Genomic DNA, 19560 nt, shown 5'->3' on the forward strand with positions numbered 1-19560 from the left:
CCCTCTAAAAATTACAACACCTTCACAATACTTTCACACAGATAACGGATATTATCTTCGGTGATACCAGCAACATTGATCCGCCCGGAACGTACCGCGTAAATTGCGAATTCGTCTTTCAGGCGATCCACTTGTTCAGGGCTGAGGCCGCTGAAGGAGAACATGCCGTTTTGTTCGATGATAAATGAGAAGTCTTGCTCTGCGCCGTATTCTTTCAATAAGTCCACGAATTTTTGGCGCATGGTTTTAATCCGTTCGCGCATTTCGGCAAGTTCGGCGATCCAGTCGGCTTTTAATTCTGCGTCACTCAACACCAAGGCGACGGCATTTGCGCCGTGGGAGGACGGGTTGGAATACAGCGTACGGATAATGGATTTCACTTGGCTGAATGCGGTTTCGGCAGTGGCTTGATCCGCGGCAACGATGGTGAATGCGCCGACGCGTTCGTTATATAAACCGAAGTTTTTCGAGAATGAGCTGGCAATCAGTAATTCTTTGTGGTTTGCGGCAAAGGCGCGCAAGCCTTGGGCATCTTCATCTAAGCCGTTGGCTAAGCCTTGATAAGCAAAGTCAAATAATGGTAACCAACCGTTTTTCACCGACATGGCGGCTAACTGTTGCCACTGTTCAGGGGTCGGGTCGATACCGGTCGGGTTGTGGCAGCAGCCGTGCAGCAGTACCACATCGCCTTCGCCGGCGTTGCTGAGATCGGCGATCATGTTGTCCCAATCTAAAGCGTGAGTTTCTTCGTTGTAGTAACGGTAGTTACGAATCGTCATGCCGACCGCGTTGAAAATCGCGTTGTGGTTTGGCCAAGTCGGGGCGCTGATCCACACATTTTGCGCATTGGTTTGGCGTTTGATAAATTCCGCTGCAACACGCAATGCCCCTGTTCCGCCCAAACTTTGTGCGGTTTTGGCGCGTTTGCTGTTGACGATCTCGCTATTTGCGCCGAACAGTAATTCTTGGGTGAATTGGTTGTAGGCGGCAACACCGTCAATCGTCAGGTAATTTTTGGTGTTTTCGTTTTCCAACAGGCGTTTTTCTGCTTCTTTCACCGCTTTCACGATTGGGGTCAAGCCGTTGGCGTCTTTATAAACACCGATCCCCAAGTTGATTTTGTTGCTGCGGGTTTCGGCTTTAAACGCTTCGCCTAAACCTAAAATCGGATCTGCCGGTGCGGCTTGGATTTTTTCAAACATAGTGATTTCCTTTGATTTTGATGATAATGATGTTGTGTAATAAATTTTTATTGTTTTAGGATAATTGGTTGAAATTAATATGTGTTGTGCATTGTAGGGGCGAATTAGATATCGCCCGAACCGCACTTTGTATTTATTCTCTCTTGATTCATTGCTTATACCGCACTTCGTAAACGGGCGGCTATCCAATCCGCTTGGATTAAACCGTTGCGGATAAACAATTATCGACAATAACCCTAAATTGAGTTTCTATTTATACTGATTTTCAGCGCAGATAACAATCCTAAAAAGCAAAAATCAGCTTAATTTCCCAATCGCCCATTCCAGCCCGGAACGGTAATCTTCCGGCAAGAGATTTTCCAATCGGCGCAGGTTGTCAACCAACACGTTTTTATCCGGGTGCGAGAGGTTAAGATGTCCCACTTTGCGCCCCGACAGCACTTTTTTGCCGTACCAATGCAGTTGGCTGAACGGCAGACTGAGCCATTGCGGATTGTGTTCCGTGCCGATGAGGTTCACCATCACGCTCGGCATAACAATTTCCAAGTGCGGTGTCGGCAGGTTGAGCAGCGCGCGCAAGTGCAATTCAAATTGGCTGATCGAACAACCCAGTTGCGTCCAATGTCCGCTGTTGTGCACCCTTGGCGCAAGTTCGTTAATCAGTAATTTATCGCCGACCACAAAACATTCCATCGCCATCACGCCGATATAATCCAACTTATGCATGATTGCGCCGAGCATGGCTTCGGCTTTCGTTTGCAAAGTGCGGTCAACGCCCAATTGCACGCTGTAACGCAGAATGCCGTTTTGTTGCAAATTGTGGGTGACAGGATAGAAGCGGGTCGAACCGTCGGCAAAGCGTGCGCCGACCAGTGATACCTCATAATCGAACGGAATAAACGCTTCGGCGATCACTTCACCGAATAGTTCGTTTGTAATCACCTCTTGATTATTGCTAGTGACAATCCATTGTCCGCGCCCGTCATAGCCACCGCTGCGGCGTTTCACCACCACTTTTTCGCCGACTTGTGAAAAAATCCGCGTCCATTGTTCAGCCGAGTTTAACGGCTGCCATGGCGAAGTCGGTAAATTGAGTTGGTCTAACAGTGATTTTTGCGAATGGCGATCCGCCAGCAGCGCAAAAACGGTTTGATTAATAAAATTGGGGTGGGTGGCAAGGGCAGTGGTGAGTGGCGTGGTTTCCCAACGCTCGATCTCTGCGGTAATCACCGCGTTATCTTCAATTTCAAACAGGGGGGCAGCAAAGTCTAATGGCTGCACTCCAATATCCAATGGGGCGCCGGCATAACGCAACATGCGTCCCAATTGTCCGTTGCCTAACACATAAACCGGTGGATAAATGGCACTTTTTTGCATGACGCTTTCCTTATAGCAAACGCGGATCCGGATTATCTAACACGGTTTGGGTTTGTTGCGCACGGAATTGCCGTAAACGTTCGGCAAGTGCGCTATCGTGGTTGGCTAAAATCTGTGCGGCTAATAGCCCCGCATTGGCTGCACCCGCCGCACCAATTGCCAACGTGCCGACCGGAATCCCTTTTGGCATTTGCACAATCGAATAGAGACTGTCTATACCGCTTAAAACCGCACTTTTCACCGGCACGCCCAACACCGGCACAAGGGTTTTGGCTGCAATCATGCCCGGCAGATGTGCCGCGCCGCCTGCGCCGGCGATAATCACTTGATAACCGTTGCTTTGCGCCGTTTCGGCAAAGCTGAACAGCTTATCCGGCGTGCGGTGGGCGGAGACAATTTCCACATGGTAAGGCACTTGCAGTTGATCCAATACATTGGCGGCTTCGATCATCGTAGACCAGTCACTTTGAGAACCCATGACAATCGCGATTTTTGCAGACATAAATCAGATATTTCCTTGTGTGAGGTGAATAAAGTCAAAAGTGCGGTTAGGATAGCATGATTTTATAAGAAATTGAGTGTTGTCGGTATGGTTAGGCGCAATATTTTATCTTTTTTAGTCGGAATATCGTGATTCGATTGCAAGTTAGTGGAGAAAATTCTATGCTTATTGGTCGAATAAACTGAAAAAAATAGAGAGCACATCGAATGCTGACGAAAGCAAAATACCGCAAAGATTATAAAAAACCGGATTATACCATCACCGATATTTATCTTGATTTTCAATTAGATCCGCAAGATACCCTAGTGACGGCTAAAACCGCCGTTCAGCGTTTAAACCCGAAGGCAACGGAATTGCGCCTCGACGGACACAGTTTCCAGTTTGTGTCGTTACAACTTAACGGCAACGATTTTCCGCACTATCAACAAGATAGCGAATCGCTATTGCTTGATCTCAGTTCATTAGAGGCTGACCATTTTGAGCTCACGATTCAAACCCGTTTAAAACCGGCGGAAAATACCTCGCTGCAAGGGTTATATCAATCGGGTGACGGTTTTTGCACCCAATGCGAGGCGGAAGGTTTCCGTCAAATCACCTATATGCTGGATCGTCCTGACGTGCTGGCACGCTATACCACCAAAATCACCGCCGATAAAACCCGATATCCTTATCTGTTATCCAACGGCAACCGCATTAACGGCGGCGATTTGGATAACGGCAAACATTGGGTCGAATGGCAAGATCCGTTCCCGAAACCGAGTTACCTGTTTGCGCTGGTGGCAGGGGATTTTGACTTGTTGCAGGACAATTTTGTCACTAAGAGCGGTCGTAACGTGGCGCTGGAATTGTATGTCGATAAAGGCAATTTAGATCGTGCCGATTGGGCAATGCAAAGCTTGAAAAAGTCGATGAAATGGGACGAAGAGCGGTTCGATCTGGAATATGATTTGGATATTTACATGATCGTCGCCGTTGATTTCTTCAATATGGGGGCGATGGAAAACAAGGGCTTGAACGTATTCAACTCTAAATTTGTGCTCGCCAACCCGGCGACGGCAACCGATGAAGATTATCATAATGTCGAAGCGGTGATCGCCCACGAATATTTCCATAACTGGACCGGCAACCGCGTGACGTGTCGCGATTGGTTTCAGTTGAGCCTGAAAGAGGGCTTGACGGTGTTCCGCGATCAGGAATTTTCTTCCGATACCGGTTCAAGAGCGGTGCAGCGGATTAATAATGTGAAAATTTTGCGTACGGTGCAATTCGCGGAAGATGCCGGTCCGATGGCACATCCGATCCGCCCGGAAAAAGTGATCGAAATGAATAATTTCTACACCGTCACCGTATATGAAAAAGGCGCGGAAGTGATCCGCATGCTGCACACCTTATTAGGCGAAGTGCGGTTTCAGCAGGGCATGAAGCTATATATTGCCGAAAACGACGGCAAGGCAGCGACTTGCGAAGATTTCGTCTCGGCAATGGAGCGTGCCTCCGGTGTCGATTTAACCCTGTTCCGCCGTTGGTACAGCCAATCCGGCACACCGCAGCTCAGCGTCAGTGACGAATATGACGAACGCAAGCATATTTACCGTTTGAATGTGTCGCAAAGCACCGCGCCGACTCATGATCAACTGGATAAAATCAATTTGCATATTCCGTTGAAAATCGCATTGTATGATGGAAAAGGGCATAAACTGGCATTACAAGATGAAAACGGCCCGGTTAGCGATGTGTTGGATATTTTACAAAATCATCAAGTGTTTGAGTTCCATCACGTTTATGCGCGCCCGACGCCGGCATTATTGTGTGATTTTTCCGCGCCGGTCAAACTGGATTACGATTACAGCGATACGCAATTGTTAGGCTTATTGAATCATGCGGAAAATGCGTTTATCCGTTGGGATGCGGCGCAAATGTTGTTGGCGGCCGAATTACGCCAAAACTTGCAACGCCGACAAAACGGCGAAGCGTTACAGATTAGCCCGCAATTGCTAGCGGCATTCCAAGGGATTTTGGAAAATTATCAGCAGGATATCGAATTGACCGCACTTATCCTGACACTGCCGAAAGAAACCGAATTTGCCGAGCAGTTTAAAGTGATCGATCCGAGCGGCATTCATAGCGTGCGTCGCTTCCTGCAACAGCAAATTGCGGAATATTTAAAACCGCACTTGCTAAAATTGTATCATCAGATTGATTTGCCGGAATATCGGGTGCTGCGCGAAGACGTGGCACTGCGCAGTTTGCGTAATTGTTGTTTAAGTTATTTGGCAGTCACCGAATTTGGTAATGCACTGGTTAATGCCCACTACACACACGCGAATAATATGACGGATACGCTGGCGGCATTGGCGGCGGCAACGTCTGCGGCATTGCCTTGTCGTGATAATCTGTTGGCGGATTTCGAACAGAAATGGGCGCATGACGGCTTGGTGATGGATAAATGGTTCGCACTGCAAGCCACCCGTCCGGACGAAGATGTCTTACAAAATGTTATCGCATTAATGGATCACCCGAGTTTTAATTTCAATAACCCGAACCGCTTGCGTGCATTGGTCGGCAGTTTTGCCAATCAAAACCCGAATGCGTTCCACGCAATTGACGGCTCCGGCTATCGTTTCTTGGTGGATGTATTAACCAAAGTTAACAGTAGCAATCCGCAGATTGCCTCACGCTTGATCGAACCGCTGATCCGTTTGGGACGTTATGACGCCCAGCGTCAAACCCTGATGAAGCGCGGTTTGGAACGTTTGGCGAAAATCGAAAACTTATCCAAAGACCTGTTTGAGAAGATTGAAAAGGCGTTGGATTCGCATTAAAAATGTCAGCGCGTATGGCATGCGCTGATAAGATGTCGTCAACGGGCATATGCAATATGCCCCTACACAAAAGGTTAGGATATGTATTCTTTTATTCGCAAAGGGCTGTTTTCACTGGACGCAGAGCTGGCGCATAATGTTACCGTGAAAACCTTGGCCATTCTCGGTAAAACGCCGGCGAAATATCTGCTGCAAACCGCACTTCGCTGCCCGCAAGGCACGCCGAAAACCTGCATGGGAATCGAATTTAAAAATCCGATCGGTTTGGCGGCGGGGGCGGATAAAAACGGCGAGGCGATTGACGGTTTCGGTGCGCTGGGGTTTGGTTTTATCGAAGTCGGCACGGTGACGCCGTTGGCGCAAGACGGCAATCCGAAACCGCGCCAGTTCCGCTTGCTCGAAGCCGAGGGGATTATCAACCGCAACGGTTTTAACAACCATGGTGTCGATCATCTGGTCGAAAATGTGAAAAAAGCGCGTTATGACGGTGTGATCGGGATTAATATCGGCAAAAATACCAGCACCTCGGTCGAAAACGGCAAAGGCGATTATATTTATTGTCTGAACAAAGTGTATAACCATGCCGGTTATATTACGATCAATATTTCCTCCCCAAATTCGCCGGGTTTGCGCCAATTGCAATATGGTGACGCGCTGGACGATTTGTTGCAGGCGGTGAAAGCAAGACAAACGGAATTAGCGGATTATTACAACAAATACGTGCCGATTGCGGTGAAAATTGCGCCGGATCAAAGCGAAGCCGAGCTGGTGCAAATTGCCGATACCTTGCGCAGGCATAAAATAGACGGTGTCATCGCCACCAACACCACGATTTCCCGTGACAGCGTCAGCGGCATTGCCAATGCTGAGCAGCAGGGCGGATTAAGCGGCAAACCGTTGCAAAAACTCAGTACCCGAATCATTAATCGTTTACATCAAGAATTGAAAGGCGAGATTCCGATTATCGGCAGCGGCGGGATTGATTCCGTTGCCAGCGCACAGGAAAAAATCGCTGCCGGTGCCGAGCTGTTGCAACTCTATTCCGGTTTGATTTACCACGGACCGCACTTGATCAAAACCTTGGTGGAAGGCGTTCGGTAAGATACGTTATTTAAAAATAAAACGGATTTCTTATAATCAGAAACCCGTTTTTTTATTTGTAAACGACTAGACTTTCTTCGCCAACATCGTCACGAATTTCAATTTGATCCGATTGCCGTCGGCGTCGGTTTTATGCAATTCGCCCGCTTGTTCGTTATATTTAAGCAATTGCCAACCTTGGTAATAATTTTTCAGTTCATTTTCGGCAAAGGTGAAAGAAAACGGCATTAGGCAAGGCATATCATCGGTGGACATCGCCGCCACGATTAAATTATAACCGCCGATATTGGTATGTTGCTGCATATTAGCGATAATTGCCGGGATGTGATCGCGCTCTAGGAACATCATCACCACGGTAGAAAGGATAAAGTCGTAATTGTCTTGAATTGCCGCTTGGTTAATGTCGTAAAGTGCGGTTTTGACGTTGCTTAATTTTTCTTTCTCGATCACCGAATCTAAAAATGCAATGCTGGTTTCATTCTGATCCCAAGCGTCAACCTCAAAGCCCTGCACGCCGAGAAATACAGAATTGCGTCCTTGACCGCAGCCGAGATCCAAGGTTTTGCAAGGCTGAACAAATTGCATGGCATTAATTACTTCGGAATGGGTTGCTGTCATATTGTATTTTTTGGCAACATAATCTTGCGGCAAGCAATAAAATTCCAAATAACATTGCAAATCATCGGACAGGGGCGAAACACGGTGCCATTGTTGTGGTTCGACAAACGGCGGTTGGTTTGCCGTATCAAAAATATAACGATTTAATATTTTACCGGATTCGTCCAATTCAAAATACTCAAGGGAACCGGAAAGAATAGTGACTTTTGCCCAAGTGCCGACTTTGGTGTTGTGCATTTCGCGGAACATTTGCGGCAGGGTATCTTTGCTCCAAATCGGCATTTTTTTGTAACAAATTAATTGTGAGTGCATAGCGTATCCTTAAAGATATATTTAAAATATTTATTTTTTGTGGATTTTAAAGAAAATTTATTGGCGAGGCAATTATTTCCGACAGATTTAGTCAAGTTTACTTAAATTTGTCGAGTTACTGGCTTATCTTATGTTAAAATCAACACTAATTTAACATATCAGCGCAAGGGAAGGAGTCACGATGACCGCAACCACAGAAACGACCAATATTGATATTCAGGCCCAGACTGCGGCTTTGATCAACGGTGTGCAGCAGCTTGATCTCAATAGTTTATTAAATCAATGGATCATTCCTTACGGCACAAAAATCTTATTGGCAATTGTGATTTATCTGATCGGTAAATTATTGGCGAGATTATTCAGTGGTTTATTGGGCAAAGTCGTACTCAGATCGAGCAAAGATGAAATGTTACAGGGTTTTGTCAGCTCAATTAGTTACTTCCTTTTTCTCTTAATTGTGATTATTGCCGCACTATCCCAATTAGGGATTAACACCAGTTCGTTGGTGGCATTGATCGGGGCGGCGGGTTTAGCCGTCGGTTTGGCACTGCAAAATTCGTTACAAAATTTTGCCGCCGGGGTGATGATTTTAATCTTCAAACCATTTAAAAAAGGCGATTTTATTGAAGCCGGCGGCGTCAGCGGAGCGGTAACGCAAATCGGGTTGTTGGTGGTCGAGTTGCGCACCGGAGACAATAAAACCGTATTGGTACCGAATGGGAAAGTCTTCGGTGACAGTATTACCAACTATTCCGCCAATGAAACCCGCCGCGTCGACTTTATTTTCGACATTGCTTACAGCAGTGACATTGGCAAAGCCAAACGGATTATTGCCGATTGTCTGGCGCAGGAATCGCGTATTTTAAGCAATCCACAAGCGACAATTGCCGTGGGCTCTTTGGCTGCCAGCAGTGTGCAACTGTTTGTGCGCCCTTGGGCGAAAACGGCGGATTACTGGGGCGTTTATTATGCCATTACCGAGAATGTTAAATTGGCATTTGATCGGGAGGGGATTGAGATTCCGTTTAACCAATTGGATGTGCATTTTCCCGAGAACAGCGCGGCGAGTTTGGGAAAACAATAGACGGAAAGTAAAAGTGCGGTTTTTATACCGTAATGCCGATCAGTTAAGCAACTTGACCGATCCAAATGATCATTTAATAATCCAATCATGATTTCGTGATTGGATTATTTCTTATGACATTGCAACAAGACCTTTATCAAACCATACTCAGTTCAAAAGTCTATCAACTTGAAAAACTCAATCAATTTCTAGATCCCGTATTATTGGAACAAGCCTTCAATATTTCCGGCGTCGCCACAGTAAGAAAACGGCGTTTGCCACTCACTGCCGTGCTATGGGCGGTTATCGGTATGAGTTTATATCGTAAACAATCTTTGAACGATATCATCAATCGATTAGATTTAGCCTTGCCGGGCAAACAGCTCATCACTGCACCGAGCGCAATCGTTCAGGCTAGACAACGCTTAGGAGCAGAAAGTGTAAAACGCGTTTTTGAATTAACAGCCGAACACTATTTTGCCGAAAACCAACCGCACTTACCACACTGGCGAAATCTCAATTTGTTTGCGGTGGATGGTGTCGTTTGGCGGACAGAAGATACGCAGGAAAACCAACAGGCTTTTGGACGTTCAGGACATACCAACGGTTTATCCGATTACCCTCAAATTAAAGCCGTTTGCCATATGGAATTGACCAGTCACTTGATTGTTAATGCGCATTTCGCGCCTTACCGTACAAGCGAAATGACCTTAGCCGAGCCGCTCATTACCACAACCCCGTCGAATAGCTTAACCTTATTCGATAAAGGATTTTATTCATTACGATTACTTTATCATTGGCAGAATCACAACGAAAATAAACATTGGTTGATTCCGGTAAGAAAAGGACTGAGATATGAGGTTTTGACCGTTCACAGCGAAACGGATAAGCGTATCAAACTCAAGACGACACAGCCATCAAGAAAGCGGGATAGTGATTTACCGACCTATATAGAAGCCCGATTAATTGAAAAACACGAAAAGGGGAAATCCTTCCAAATATTGACCTCATTACTGGAACCGGAATTATACCCTGCAGAGGAAGTTATCGGACTTTATCGCCATCGTTGGGGGATTGAACCGGGTTACCGGGAAGTGAAACAATATTTACTAAATAGTGCCTACACGTTACGCAGTAAAAAGTCGGAAATGGTTAAACAAGAATTATGGGGTGTGTTGCTGGCTTATAATTTAATTCGGCGAGCAATGTGTGAAGCGACGAAATTACAACAGGGACTCAGCCCGGTTCAGCTGAGTTTTAGCAGTTGTTCAGCTGCGGTGATTGCATTTTTTACCACGATGCCTCTCAGTAGCCCAAGCAAATTACCCCAATTATATCAACTTTTACTCAACCAACTTGCTACCTATAAATTGCCGAAACGGCGCAACAGGAAACCTTATCCAAGATGGGTTAGAGAAAAAACAAAAAAATATTGCACAAAAAAACGCCAGCCTTAACTGACTGGCATTACGGTTTAGACCGCACTTTGCATGGTTAAGCGTTGAATGGTGTCGTTTATTTTTTGAGTTGGCGGGCTTTACTTTGTTCCGCCATTTTTTTGCTGATTTCGCGCCGTTGTTTGGAGTTTTCCGCATTGCGAATCACATAATCGTCAATCCGATCTTCGTAATCGTCGCGCATACTGGCGATGATGGTGCGAATATCCGCCACGCTCATTTCATCATTAATATATTGATTCAGATTGTCCAACAATAAAACCCGTTTTTGGTTGTCACGAATTTTACGCTCGATATCAACCATATCGCGTTTTAATTTGTTTTTTTGACGAGCCATGCTGACATACTCCAATACGTCTTGAAAACATTGTTTGTTTACCGCTTCCATTTTCACTCTCACTTATTTGATTATTGATAACATCCTTAATTTATCCTTTTTAGTCAGGATCGTCAAAGGCTTCGATTAAGAAAAATCGTCGCAAATGCGACAAAGCGATTGATAAGAGCGGAAGGGAATGATAAAACTAAGTTTATTTATTTCATTTCTCGAGTTAAGGTCAACAACATGTCTCAAGTATTTAATTTCAGTGCCGGTCCGGCAATGATGCCGCCTGCGGTTTTAGCACAAGCACAACAGGAGTTGTTAAACTGGGAAGGGCTGCAAACCTCGGTGATGGAAGTGAGCCACCGCGGTAAACATTTTATGGCATTGGCAGCGCGCTCGATCCAACAGCTCCGTGAATTAATGGCGATTCCGGATAATTACCAAGTGCTGTTTGCCCAAGGCGGCGCGCGCGGGCAATTTGCGGCAATTCCCATGAATTTATTAAGCCAAAACGGCAAAGCCCTGTATCTGAACAGTGGCTATTGGTCGGGCGCGGCAGCGAAAGAAGCCCGTTTGTTCGGTGAAATCGACGAAATCACGATTAGCGCCGAACAAGACGGCGTCGTCGGTGTGGCGCAACTGGATTTCAGTGATGTTGCGGCACAATACGATTATGTGCATTACTGCCCGAATGAAACCATCAGCGGCGTGGAGATTTTTGATGTGCCGAATGTCGGTGAGGCGGTGTTGGTGGCGGATATGTCGTCCAATATTCTTTCCCGTCCGATTGATGTCAGTAAATTCGGCGTGATTTATGCCGGTGCGCAAAAAAATATGGGGCCTTCAGGCATTGTGATTTTAATCGTGCGTGATGATTTGATTGGTAAAGCGCGCGCGAATACACCGTCAATTTGGAATTACCAAATTCTGCGCGACAACGACTCAATGTTCAACACCCCGCCGACATTCGCGTGGTATCTCTGCTCGTTGGTGTTCCAATGGCTGTCGGATAACGGCGGTTTAAACGCAATGGAAGGTCGCAACCGTGCCAAAGCGGAAAAACTGTATGCCTATCTCGATCAAAGTGATTTTTACCGTAATACTGTCGCCGTTGCCAACCGCTCTTTGATGAACGTGACCTTTACCGCCGACAACGACGAATTGAACGCCAAATTCGTTGCCGAAGCCACCAAGTGCGGTTTACAAGCGTTAAAAGGACACCGTATCGTCGGCGGCATGCGCGCCTCGATTTACAACGCTATGCCGATTGAAGGCGTGGAAGCGCTAATCGCCTTTATGCAGCGTTTTGCGCAAGAGAATAAAAACGCATAAAAACAGAGGACACTATGAAATTTATCGACATCGCCAATCCGGGCGTGCGCGAGCTGTCGCCGTATCAGGCAGGCAAACCGATTGAAGAACTGGAACGCGAATTGGGCATTGCCAATATCGTCAAATTGGCGTCGAATGAAAATCCGTTCGGCTTTCCGCAAAGCGCGAAACAGGCGATCCAACAGCAATTAGACGATTTAACCCGTTATCCTGACGCCAACGGCTTTGAACTGAAACGGGCGATTGCGCAAAAATTCGGCGTGCAAGCGGAACAAATCACTTTAGGCAACGGCTCGAACGACTTGTTGGAAATCACTGCCCACACCTTTTTAAATGCCAACGATGAAGTGATTTTTTCGCAATACACTTTTATTGTCTATCCGTTGGTTTCGCAAGCAATCAACGCCAAAGCGGTGATTGTGCCGGCGAAAGAGTACGGACATGATTTAGACGGTTTTTTAGCGGCAATCAGTGAAAAAACCAAAGTCATTTATATCGCCAACCCGAATAATCCGACCGGCACATTTTTAACCGCGGCGCAAATCGAAGCATTTTTAGCCAAGGTTCCGGCGCATATTCTGGTGATTTTAGATGAGGCTTATACCGAATTTACCTCCGCCGATGAGCGTGTGCCGTCATTTAACCTATTGCAAAAATACCCGAATTTAGTGGTGTGCCGCACTTTATCCAAAGCCTACGGCTTGGCGGGCTTACGTATTGGTTATATGGTGTCGTCGCCGGAGGTTGCCGATTTGTGCAACCGTGTGCGCCAGCCGTTTAACTGCAACAGCTTGGCATTAAGCGCGGCGGTGGCGGTGGTGAATGATGATGTTTTCATCGAAAAAGTGGCGGAAAACAACCGTCGAGGTTTAAAACAGTTGGAAACCTTTTTCCAACAAAAAGGCTTGGCGTATGTGCCGTCAAAAGGCAATTTTATCACCTTGGATCTCAAACAACCTGCCGCCCCGATTTATCAAAAATTACTGGAAAACGGCGTGATCGTGCGCCCGATTGCCGGTTACGGCTTGCCGAATCACCTGCGTATCAGCATTGGTTTGCCTGAGGAAAACCAACGCTTTATTGACGCCTTGAGTCTGATTTTAGGGTTGTAATATCTATAACGTATTGATAAATATTGCAGGGGCGGATTCTATATCCGCCCGAACCGCACTTTGCGTTTATGCTTTATTTATTGAATGCTTATATCGTTCTTCGTACACGGGCGGATATAGAATCCGCCCGTGCTTTGACTAAATAGCTTTAATGAGTAATCTATGCAACAACCAACTTCCATTACTTTGAACCCGATCACCCGTGTCGAAGGCACAATTAATCTGCCCGGTTCAAAAAGCCTGTCGAACCGTGCCTTATTGTTAGCGGCATTGGCAAAGGGCACAACCAATGTCACTAATTTGCTCGATAGCGACGATGTGCACCATATGTTGAATGCGTTAAAGCAGCTTGGCGTTGAGTATCAGCTGTCGCAAGATAAAACCGAATGTAAAGTGACAGGGTTGGGCGGCGCGTTCCGCTGGCAGTCGGGTTTATCGCTGTATTTAGGCAATGCCGGCACGGCAATGCGTCCGTTGGCGGCGGCGTTGTGTTTGCACAACCCGCAAGCGGACGCGAGCGAAATCGTATTGACCGGTGAACCGCGCATGAAAGAACGCCCGATTAAGCATTTGGTCGACGCATTGCGCCAAGCCGGAGCGGAAATCGATTATCTGGAAAACGACGGCTATCCGCCGCTGGCGATTCGCAATAGCGGCTTAAACGGCGGCAAAGTGCGGATCGACGGCTCGGTCTCCAGCCAGTTCCTGACCGCACTTTTAATGGCTGCGCCGTTGGCTGAAGCCGATACCGAAATTGAAATTATCGGCGAGTTGGTGTCAAAACCCTATATCGCCATCACCTTAAAGATGATGGCGGCTTTCGGCGTGCGGGTGCAAAATCAGGATTACCGCACTTTCCTTGTCAAGGGGCAACAACAATACCACGCGGTTGGCGAATATTTAGTGGAGGGCGACGCGTCGTCCGCCTCTTATTTCTTAGCCGCCGCTGCGATTAAAGGCAAAGTGCGGGTAACCGGAATCGGTAAAAACAGTATCCAAGGGGATCGCTTGTTTGCCGAGGTATTGGAAAAAATGGGGGCGAAAGTCACTTGGGGCGACAGCTTTATCGAAGCGGAACAGGGCGAATTGCACGGTGTTGATATGGATATGAACCATATTCCCGACGCGGCAATGACCATTGCCACCACCGCACTTTTCGCCCAAGGCGAAACGGTGATCCGCAATATTTACAACTGGCGGGTGAAAGAAACCGACCGTTTAAGCGCGATGGCGACCGAATTGCGTAAAGTGGGGGCAACGGTGGAGGAGGGGGAAGATTATATCCGTATTCAGCCGCTGTCACTCAGCCAATTCCAACACGCCGAGATTGAAACCTACAACGATCACCGTATGGCAATGTGTTTTGCACTGATTGCGCTGTCGGATACGTCGGTGACGATTCTTGATCCGAATTGCACGGCAAAAACCTTCCCGACCTTTTTTGATCAATTTTTAGCAATCGCAAAATAACCGTTTAGACCGCACTTTCATTGCATAAAGTGCGGTCTAATTGATTTTTTATGCAATAAAATGAATTTTTATTTTAATCCTAGACTTTAAATGTGATTTAGCGCATAATATTCAACCGCAAAATACGCATTAATCTCATCTCAACGATTATCTTTATAGGAACTCTTATGTCTGCGACAATTCTTGAAAATCTTCCGTTAGGTCAAAAAGTCGGTATCGCATTTTCCGGCGGCTTGGACACCAGCGCCGCGCTGTTATGGATGCGCCAAAAAGGGGCTGTGCCATACGCTTACACCGCCAACTTAGGGCAACCTGACGAAGACGATTACAACGCGATTCCGCGCAAAGCCAAAGAATACGGTGCAGAAGACGCGCGCCTGATTGACTGTCGCACACAACTGGCGCACGAAGGGATTGCCGCAATCCAATGCGGGGCGTTCCATATCTCAACCGGCGGCGTAACCTATTTCAACACCACGCCATTGGGGCGTGCAGTGACCGGCACCATGCTGGTGGCGGCAATGAAAGAAGATGACGTGAATATCTGGGGCGACGGCAGCACTTTTAAAGGCAATGACATTGAGCGTTTCTATCGTTACGGCTTGCTGACCAACCCGAATCTGAAAATCTACAAGCCGTGGTTAGACCAACAGTTTATTGATGAATTGGGCGGTCGTCATGAAATGTCCGAATTCTTGATCGCCAACGGCTTCAACTACAAAATGTCGGTGGAAAAAGCCTATTCCACCGATTCCAATATGCTCGGCGCAACCCATGAAGCCAAAGATTTGGAATTCTTAAACACCGGTATCCGTATCGTCAAACCGATTATGGGTGTGGCGTTTTGGGACGAAAATGTGGCGGTGAAAGCCGAAGAAGTGAGCGTGCGCTTTGAAGAAGGCGTGCCGGTTGCTCTGAACGGTAAAGAATTTAACGATCCGGTCGAGTTGTTCTTGGAAGCGAACCGTATCGGCGGGCGTCATGGTTTAGGCATGAGCGATCAAATCGAAAACCGTATCATCGAAGCGAAAAGCCGCGGTATCTATGAAGCGCCGGGAATGGCGTTGTTACACATCGCCTACGAACGTTTGGTCAGCGGCATTCACAATGAAGATACGATTGAACAATACCGTATCAACGGGTTGCGTTTAGGACGGTTGTTGTACCAAGGTCGCTGGTTCGATCCGCAAGCGTTAATGCTGCGCGAAACCGCACAACGTTGGGTGGCACGGGCGGTGACCGGTGAAGTGAGGTTAGAACTACGCCGTGGTAACGATTATTCGATCTTAGATACGGTTTCGCCGAATCTGACCTATGAAGCGGAGCGTTTGAGCATGGAAAAAGTGGAAAACGCGCCATTCAGCCCGGCGGATCGTATCGGTCAATTAACCATGCGTAACCTCGACATCGTCGATACCCGCGCCAAGCTGGGCATTTACACTCAAAGCGGCTTATTAATCGCCGGCAAAGATTCCGTATTGCCACAGTTAGGTAAAAAAGACTAATCCATCGTTCTGATGTTGCAAATCAACCGCACTTTGCCAGTCAATAAGGCTGTAAAGTGCGGTTTTTTGTTACCTCGAAAGCTGCTGAATATCGTTTTGCAAGCGTTTAACCACCCATTCGTTTAAACTCAAATTTTCGGCATTGGCAAAGGCGGCGATCTCGGCGTGTAACCTCGGATCAAGGCGTAAATTGAAGCGACCGGAATAACGTTTATAAGGTTCAATGCCTTTTTCTTTACACACGGCTAAAAATTCCGCCAGTGAAATCTCCGCCTCTCTACGCAAGGTTTCAACATCGGCGGCATAAAAATCCGCACCACCGTTTAATCCGTGAAATTCCCCACGAAATAAACCAATTTCATCATCGTAGGTGATGGTGGCTTTATGTCCGTTAATGATCATCATATTAATCATAATGTTACTCCATTTTCTTCTAACCATTTTCTAACGCTGGCAACTGCGCCTTTATCGGTATCAGGTTTAGGGTGTGGGCGATGGAATACTTTTACCTGTCCGAATAATATAACGGCAACACGCGATCCCTCACGTTCTTCAATTTCCGCACCTAAATCCAAAAAAAGCGATTCGATATCTTTCCATCGAATATTGCCACTGACCGGACGTTTGAAAATCAGCTGCAGGGTCAATTTTGATTTATTTTTCACAGTCTCCTCCAAACAGAATGATAGTACCATATTTTAGTACCATTAAAAGGGATTTTATTTAAAGGATATAAAACCCACCATAAAACTGCTAAAATCCTCACAATTTTGATTGGGTAAAATAGGGAATTATTTTGGCGTTACTGAATTTGAGCAATGCGTATTTGTCGTTTAGCGATCACCCGTTGTTGGATCATGCGGATTTGCATATCGAAGCAGGCGAGCGGGTTTGTTTGGTCGGGCGCAATGGCGCGGGCAAATCGACCTTAATGAAGGTTTTAGCCGGTGAGGTCGGCTTGGATGACGGCACGTTGCAACTGGAAAGCGGCGTGGTGATTTCACACTTGGAGCAAGATCCGCCGCGCCATATTGAAGACAGCGTATTTGATTATGTGGCGGAGGGGGTTGCGGATTTAGCCGATTTGCTTAAGCAATATCACCATATTTCCCATCAAATGACCCGCGACTATTCCGATGAATTATTGCAACAGTTGGCAGAGGTGCAGCAGCAACTGGATCACGCCAACGGTTGGCTGATCGAAAGCCGCATTCAAGATGTGTTAAAACGCTTGGAACTTAACCCCGACACGTTATTATCGGAACTTTCCGGCGGCTGGCAGCGCAAAGCGGCGTTGGCACGGGCGTTAGTCAGCAATCCGTCGATTTTATTGCTTGACGAACCGACAAACCATTTGGATATTGACGCGATTGATTGGTTGGAAAATTTCTTGTCGGAGTTTTCCGGCAGTATTATTTTTATCTCGCATGACCGCTCTTTTATCCGCAAAATGGCGACCCGAATCGTCGATTTGGATCGCGGCAAATTGGTCTCTTATCCCGGCAATTATGATCGCTATCTCACCACTAAAGAAGAAAATTTGCGCGTGGAAGAGTTGCAAAACGCGTTGTTTGATAAAAAACTGGCGCAGGAAGAAGTCTGGATTCGACAAGGAATCAAAGCGCGCCGCACCCGTAACGAGGGCAGAGTGCGCGCCTTAAAAGCCTTGCGTGAGGAACGTCGTCAGCGGCGCGAAGTGCTCGGCACAGCAAAAATCGAACTGGATACCGCCATCCGTTCCGGCAAAATTGTGTTTGAAATTGAAGAGTTGGGCTATCAAATTGAAGATCGCGTCTTGCTGAAAAATTTCAGCGCCAATATTCTGCGCGGCGATAAAATCGCCTTGATCGGTCCGAACGGCTGCGGCAAAACCACCTTTATCAAACTGTTATTACAACAACTCGAGCCGACCCAAGGCAAAGTGCGGTCAGGCACAAAATTAGAAATTGCCTATTTCGATCAATATCGTGCCGATCTCGATCCGGAAAAAAGCGTGATGGACAATGTGGCGGACGGCAAGCAAGATGTGGAAGTTAACGGGCATAAACGCCATGTGTTAGGCTATCTGCAAGATTTCCTGTTTCCGCCAAAACGGGCGATGAGCCCGGTGAAGGCGCTATCCGGCGGTGAACGCAATCGGTTGCTGTTGGCAAAATTATTGCTCAAACCGAATAACCTGTTGATTCTCGACGAACCGACCAATGATCTGGACGTGGAAACCTTAGAATTATTGGAAGAAATTTTGGCGGATTATCAAGGCACGCTGATTATCGTCAGTCATGATCGTCAATTTATCGACAACACCGCCACCGAATGTTATTTCTTCGAGGGTGACGGTGTACTGAATCACTATGTCGGCGGTTATAGCGACGCCAAGCTGCAACAGCAAAATTATTTTGCTTCGCTAACGCAAAAAACAGCAACGCAAAAACCAGCCGAAAACAAAAGTGCGGTCAGCCAAGCGAATACCCAAAGTGCGGTTGAAACTGACGAGAAAAAAACCAAAGAAAAAACGGCTGAACGTAAAAAGCTAAGTTTCAAAGAACAGCGCGAACTGGAACAACTGCCACAGTTGCTGGAAACACTGGAAGCGGAAATCGAAACCTTGCAAGCGGAAGTCGGCAGCAGCGATTTCTTCCAACAGGATCATCAATACACCAGCGACACCCTGCAACGCCTCGCCGAAAAGGAACAGCAACTGGAGCAAAACTTGTTGCGATGGGAGGAGCTGGAAAATATCAGTAATGGTAACGGCTAAAACAAACGTGCGGTTAAACCGCACTTTGTCGTTTAAATTTTCGGATTTTGCCGAGCATATTCTTCATTGGCGATGAGCTGTTCAGTTGGATCATTCTGCCGAGCGTCCATTGCTTGTACCAGGTTCCGCCATAGAGCTGCTGATCGTCTAAGGATTCCACCAGATCGAGTAGCGCTTCGGTTGTGGTGATAAACTGTTGCAGTAAATCGCTATAATCCCAGTTTTGATATTGTTGGTAGAATTTGGTTGCCAGTCTGCCTAATTCATTCCATTGATAACCGGTTTCGGGAAAATCAATGTGTTCATGGTGTTGCTTTTTATAGTGCCATTTTAAGACTAAATTTTGCCAACCGATCAGATAGGCGAGGGTATCGGCAACACTAATTTTTGTACCTTTACTGTTGCCTTCAACACCGAGTTGGCGTACGCATTGCGGATCGAAAGTGCGGTATTCCTGCAGGATTTTGTCAAAAGCCTGTTGAATCGCAAGCAGCAATTCGGTTTTGTTTTGTGGGATGGATGACATAGATTCTTTTCTCCGTTGCTCAAAGAAAAATGGCTTTACTGATATAAAGTCGTCAGACTGCTGACAAAGATTAACTAA

At 46.7% G+C, this 19560-nt stretch carries 17 protein-coding genes; 9 read left to right on the forward strand and 8 right to left on the reverse strand.

The features are described from left to right. Window positions 1–11: 11 nt before the first annotated feature. The 3 genes from ACQ31U_RS10015 to purE form a co-directional block, all read right to left on the reverse strand. Complete coding sequence (locus ACQ31U_RS10015) at window positions 12–1202, reverse strand: amino acid aminotransferase (RefSeq protein ID WP_431051665.1); 1191 nt, start codon at window positions 1200–1202, stop codon at window positions 12–14. A gap of 297 nt (window positions 1203–1499) precedes the next feature. Next, window positions 1500–2579, reverse strand: a complete 1080-nt coding sequence (gene purK / locus ACQ31U_RS10020; protein ID WP_431051667.1) for a 5-(carboxyamino)imidazole ribonucleotide synthase — start codon at window positions 2577–2579, stop codon at window positions 1500–1502. Between the two features lie 10 nt (window positions 2580–2589). Further along, entirely contained in the window at window positions 2590–3081 is a 492-nt protein-coding gene (gene purE, locus ACQ31U_RS10025) for a 5-(carboxyamino)imidazole ribonucleotide mutase (protein ID WP_431051669.1), read from the reverse strand. 206 nt (window positions 3082–3287) lie between these two features. On the opposite strand from purE, the gene pepN reads away from it, so the two are divergent. Then, on the forward strand, window positions 3288–5903 hold the full coding sequence (gene pepN, locus ACQ31U_RS10030; protein WP_431051671.1) for an aminopeptidase N: 2616 nt from the start codon (window positions 3288–3290) through the stop codon (window positions 5901–5903). A gap of 81 nt (window positions 5904–5984) precedes the next feature. Beyond that, entirely contained in the window at window positions 5985–7004 is a 1020-nt protein-coding gene (pyrD, locus tag ACQ31U_RS10035) for a quinone-dependent dihydroorotate dehydrogenase (protein WP_431051673.1), read from the forward strand. Between the two features lie 66 nt (window positions 7005–7070). On the opposite strand, the gene tehB is transcribed toward pyrD, so the two are convergent. Continuing rightward, window positions 7071–7934 (reverse strand): SAM-dependent methyltransferase TehB, encoded by an 864-nt coding sequence (tehB, locus tag ACQ31U_RS10040; RefSeq protein ID WP_431051674.1) that lies wholly within the window; start codon window positions 7932–7934, stop codon window positions 7071–7073. A 181-nt stretch (window positions 7935–8115) separates the two neighbouring features. Between tehB and ACQ31U_RS10045 the strand changes: the two genes are divergently transcribed. Continuing rightward, on the forward strand, window positions 8116–9018 hold the full coding sequence (locus ACQ31U_RS10045) for a mechanosensitive ion channel family protein (protein WP_431051676.1): 903 nt from the start codon (window positions 8116–8118) through the stop codon (window positions 9016–9018). A gap of 113 nt (window positions 9019–9131) precedes the next feature. Next, complete coding sequence (locus ACQ31U_RS10050; protein WP_431051678.1) at window positions 9132–10454, forward strand: IS4 family transposase; 1323 nt, start codon at window positions 9132–9134, stop codon at window positions 10452–10454. A 58-nt stretch (window positions 10455–10512) separates the two neighbouring features. On the opposite strand, the gene ACQ31U_RS10055 is transcribed toward ACQ31U_RS10050, so the two are convergent. Beyond that, on the reverse strand, window positions 10513–10842 hold the full coding sequence (locus tag ACQ31U_RS10055) for a DUF496 family protein (protein WP_431051680.1): 330 nt from the start codon (window positions 10840–10842) through the stop codon (window positions 10513–10515). A 177-nt stretch (window positions 10843–11019) separates the two neighbouring features. On the opposite strand from ACQ31U_RS10055, the gene serC reads away from it, so the two are divergent. From serC to argG, 4 genes are all read left to right on the forward strand, one after another. After that, a complete protein-coding gene (serC, locus tag ACQ31U_RS10060) occupies window positions 11020–12111 on the forward strand; it encodes a 3-phosphoserine/phosphohydroxythreonine transaminase (RefSeq protein WP_431051682.1) in 1092 nt (363 codons plus the stop codon). Window positions 12112–12125: 14 nt separating this feature from the next. Further along, window positions 12126–13223 carry a histidinol-phosphate transaminase gene (gene hisC / locus ACQ31U_RS10065; RefSeq protein WP_431051684.1) on the forward strand — a complete coding sequence of 366 codons (1098 nt, stop codon included), beginning with the start codon at window positions 12126–12128 and terminating at the stop codon, window positions 13221–13223. A 162-nt stretch (window positions 13224–13385) separates the two neighbouring features. Continuing rightward, window positions 13386–14693 carry a 3-phosphoshikimate 1-carboxyvinyltransferase gene (gene aroA / locus ACQ31U_RS10070; protein ID WP_431051686.1) on the forward strand — a complete coding sequence of 436 codons (1308 nt, stop codon included), beginning with the start codon at window positions 13386–13388 and terminating at the stop codon, window positions 14691–14693. Window positions 14694–14860: 167 nt separating this feature from the next. Further along, entirely contained in the window at window positions 14861–16198 is a 1338-nt protein-coding gene (argG, locus tag ACQ31U_RS10075) for an argininosuccinate synthase (protein ID WP_431051688.1), read from the forward strand. A 69-nt stretch (window positions 16199–16267) separates the two neighbouring features. Here the strand turns inward: argG and ACQ31U_RS10080 are convergent, their stop codons facing one another. Together ACQ31U_RS10080 and ACQ31U_RS10085 are read right to left on the reverse strand one after the other, a co-directional pair. Further along, window positions 16268–16612, reverse strand: coding sequence for a type II toxin-antitoxin system HicB family antitoxin (locus tag ACQ31U_RS10080; RefSeq protein WP_431051690.1), 345 nt, complete (start codon window positions 16610–16612; stop codon window positions 16268–16270). Then, complete coding sequence (locus tag ACQ31U_RS10085) at window positions 16609–16863, reverse strand: type II toxin-antitoxin system HicA family toxin (RefSeq protein WP_431051691.1); 255 nt, start codon at window positions 16861–16863, stop codon at window positions 16609–16611. Before ACQ31U_RS10085 ends, ACQ31U_RS10080 begins: the two co-directional genes overlap by 4 nt. A 131-nt stretch (window positions 16864–16994) precedes the next feature. On the opposite strand from ACQ31U_RS10085, the gene ACQ31U_RS10090 reads away from it, so the two are divergent. Further along, the gene (locus ACQ31U_RS10090; protein ID WP_431051693.1) at window positions 16995–18956 is read left to right on the forward strand and encodes an ABC transporter ATP-binding protein; all 1962 of its coding nucleotides are present in this window, start codon (window positions 16995–16997) and stop codon (window positions 18954–18956) included. Between the two features lie 13 nt (window positions 18957–18969). Here the strand turns inward: ACQ31U_RS10090 and ACQ31U_RS10095 are convergent, their stop codons facing one another. Further along, entirely contained in the window at window positions 18970–19482 is a 513-nt protein-coding gene (locus ACQ31U_RS10095) for a ClbS/DfsB family four-helix bundle protein (protein ID WP_431051695.1), read from the reverse strand. Between the last annotated feature and the right edge of the window lie 78 nt (window positions 19483–19560).

The sequence above is a fragment of the Testudinibacter sp. TW-1 genome (assembly GCF_050613185.1).
GTDB lineage: Bacteria > Pseudomonadota > Gammaproteobacteria > Enterobacterales > Pasteurellaceae > Chelonobacter.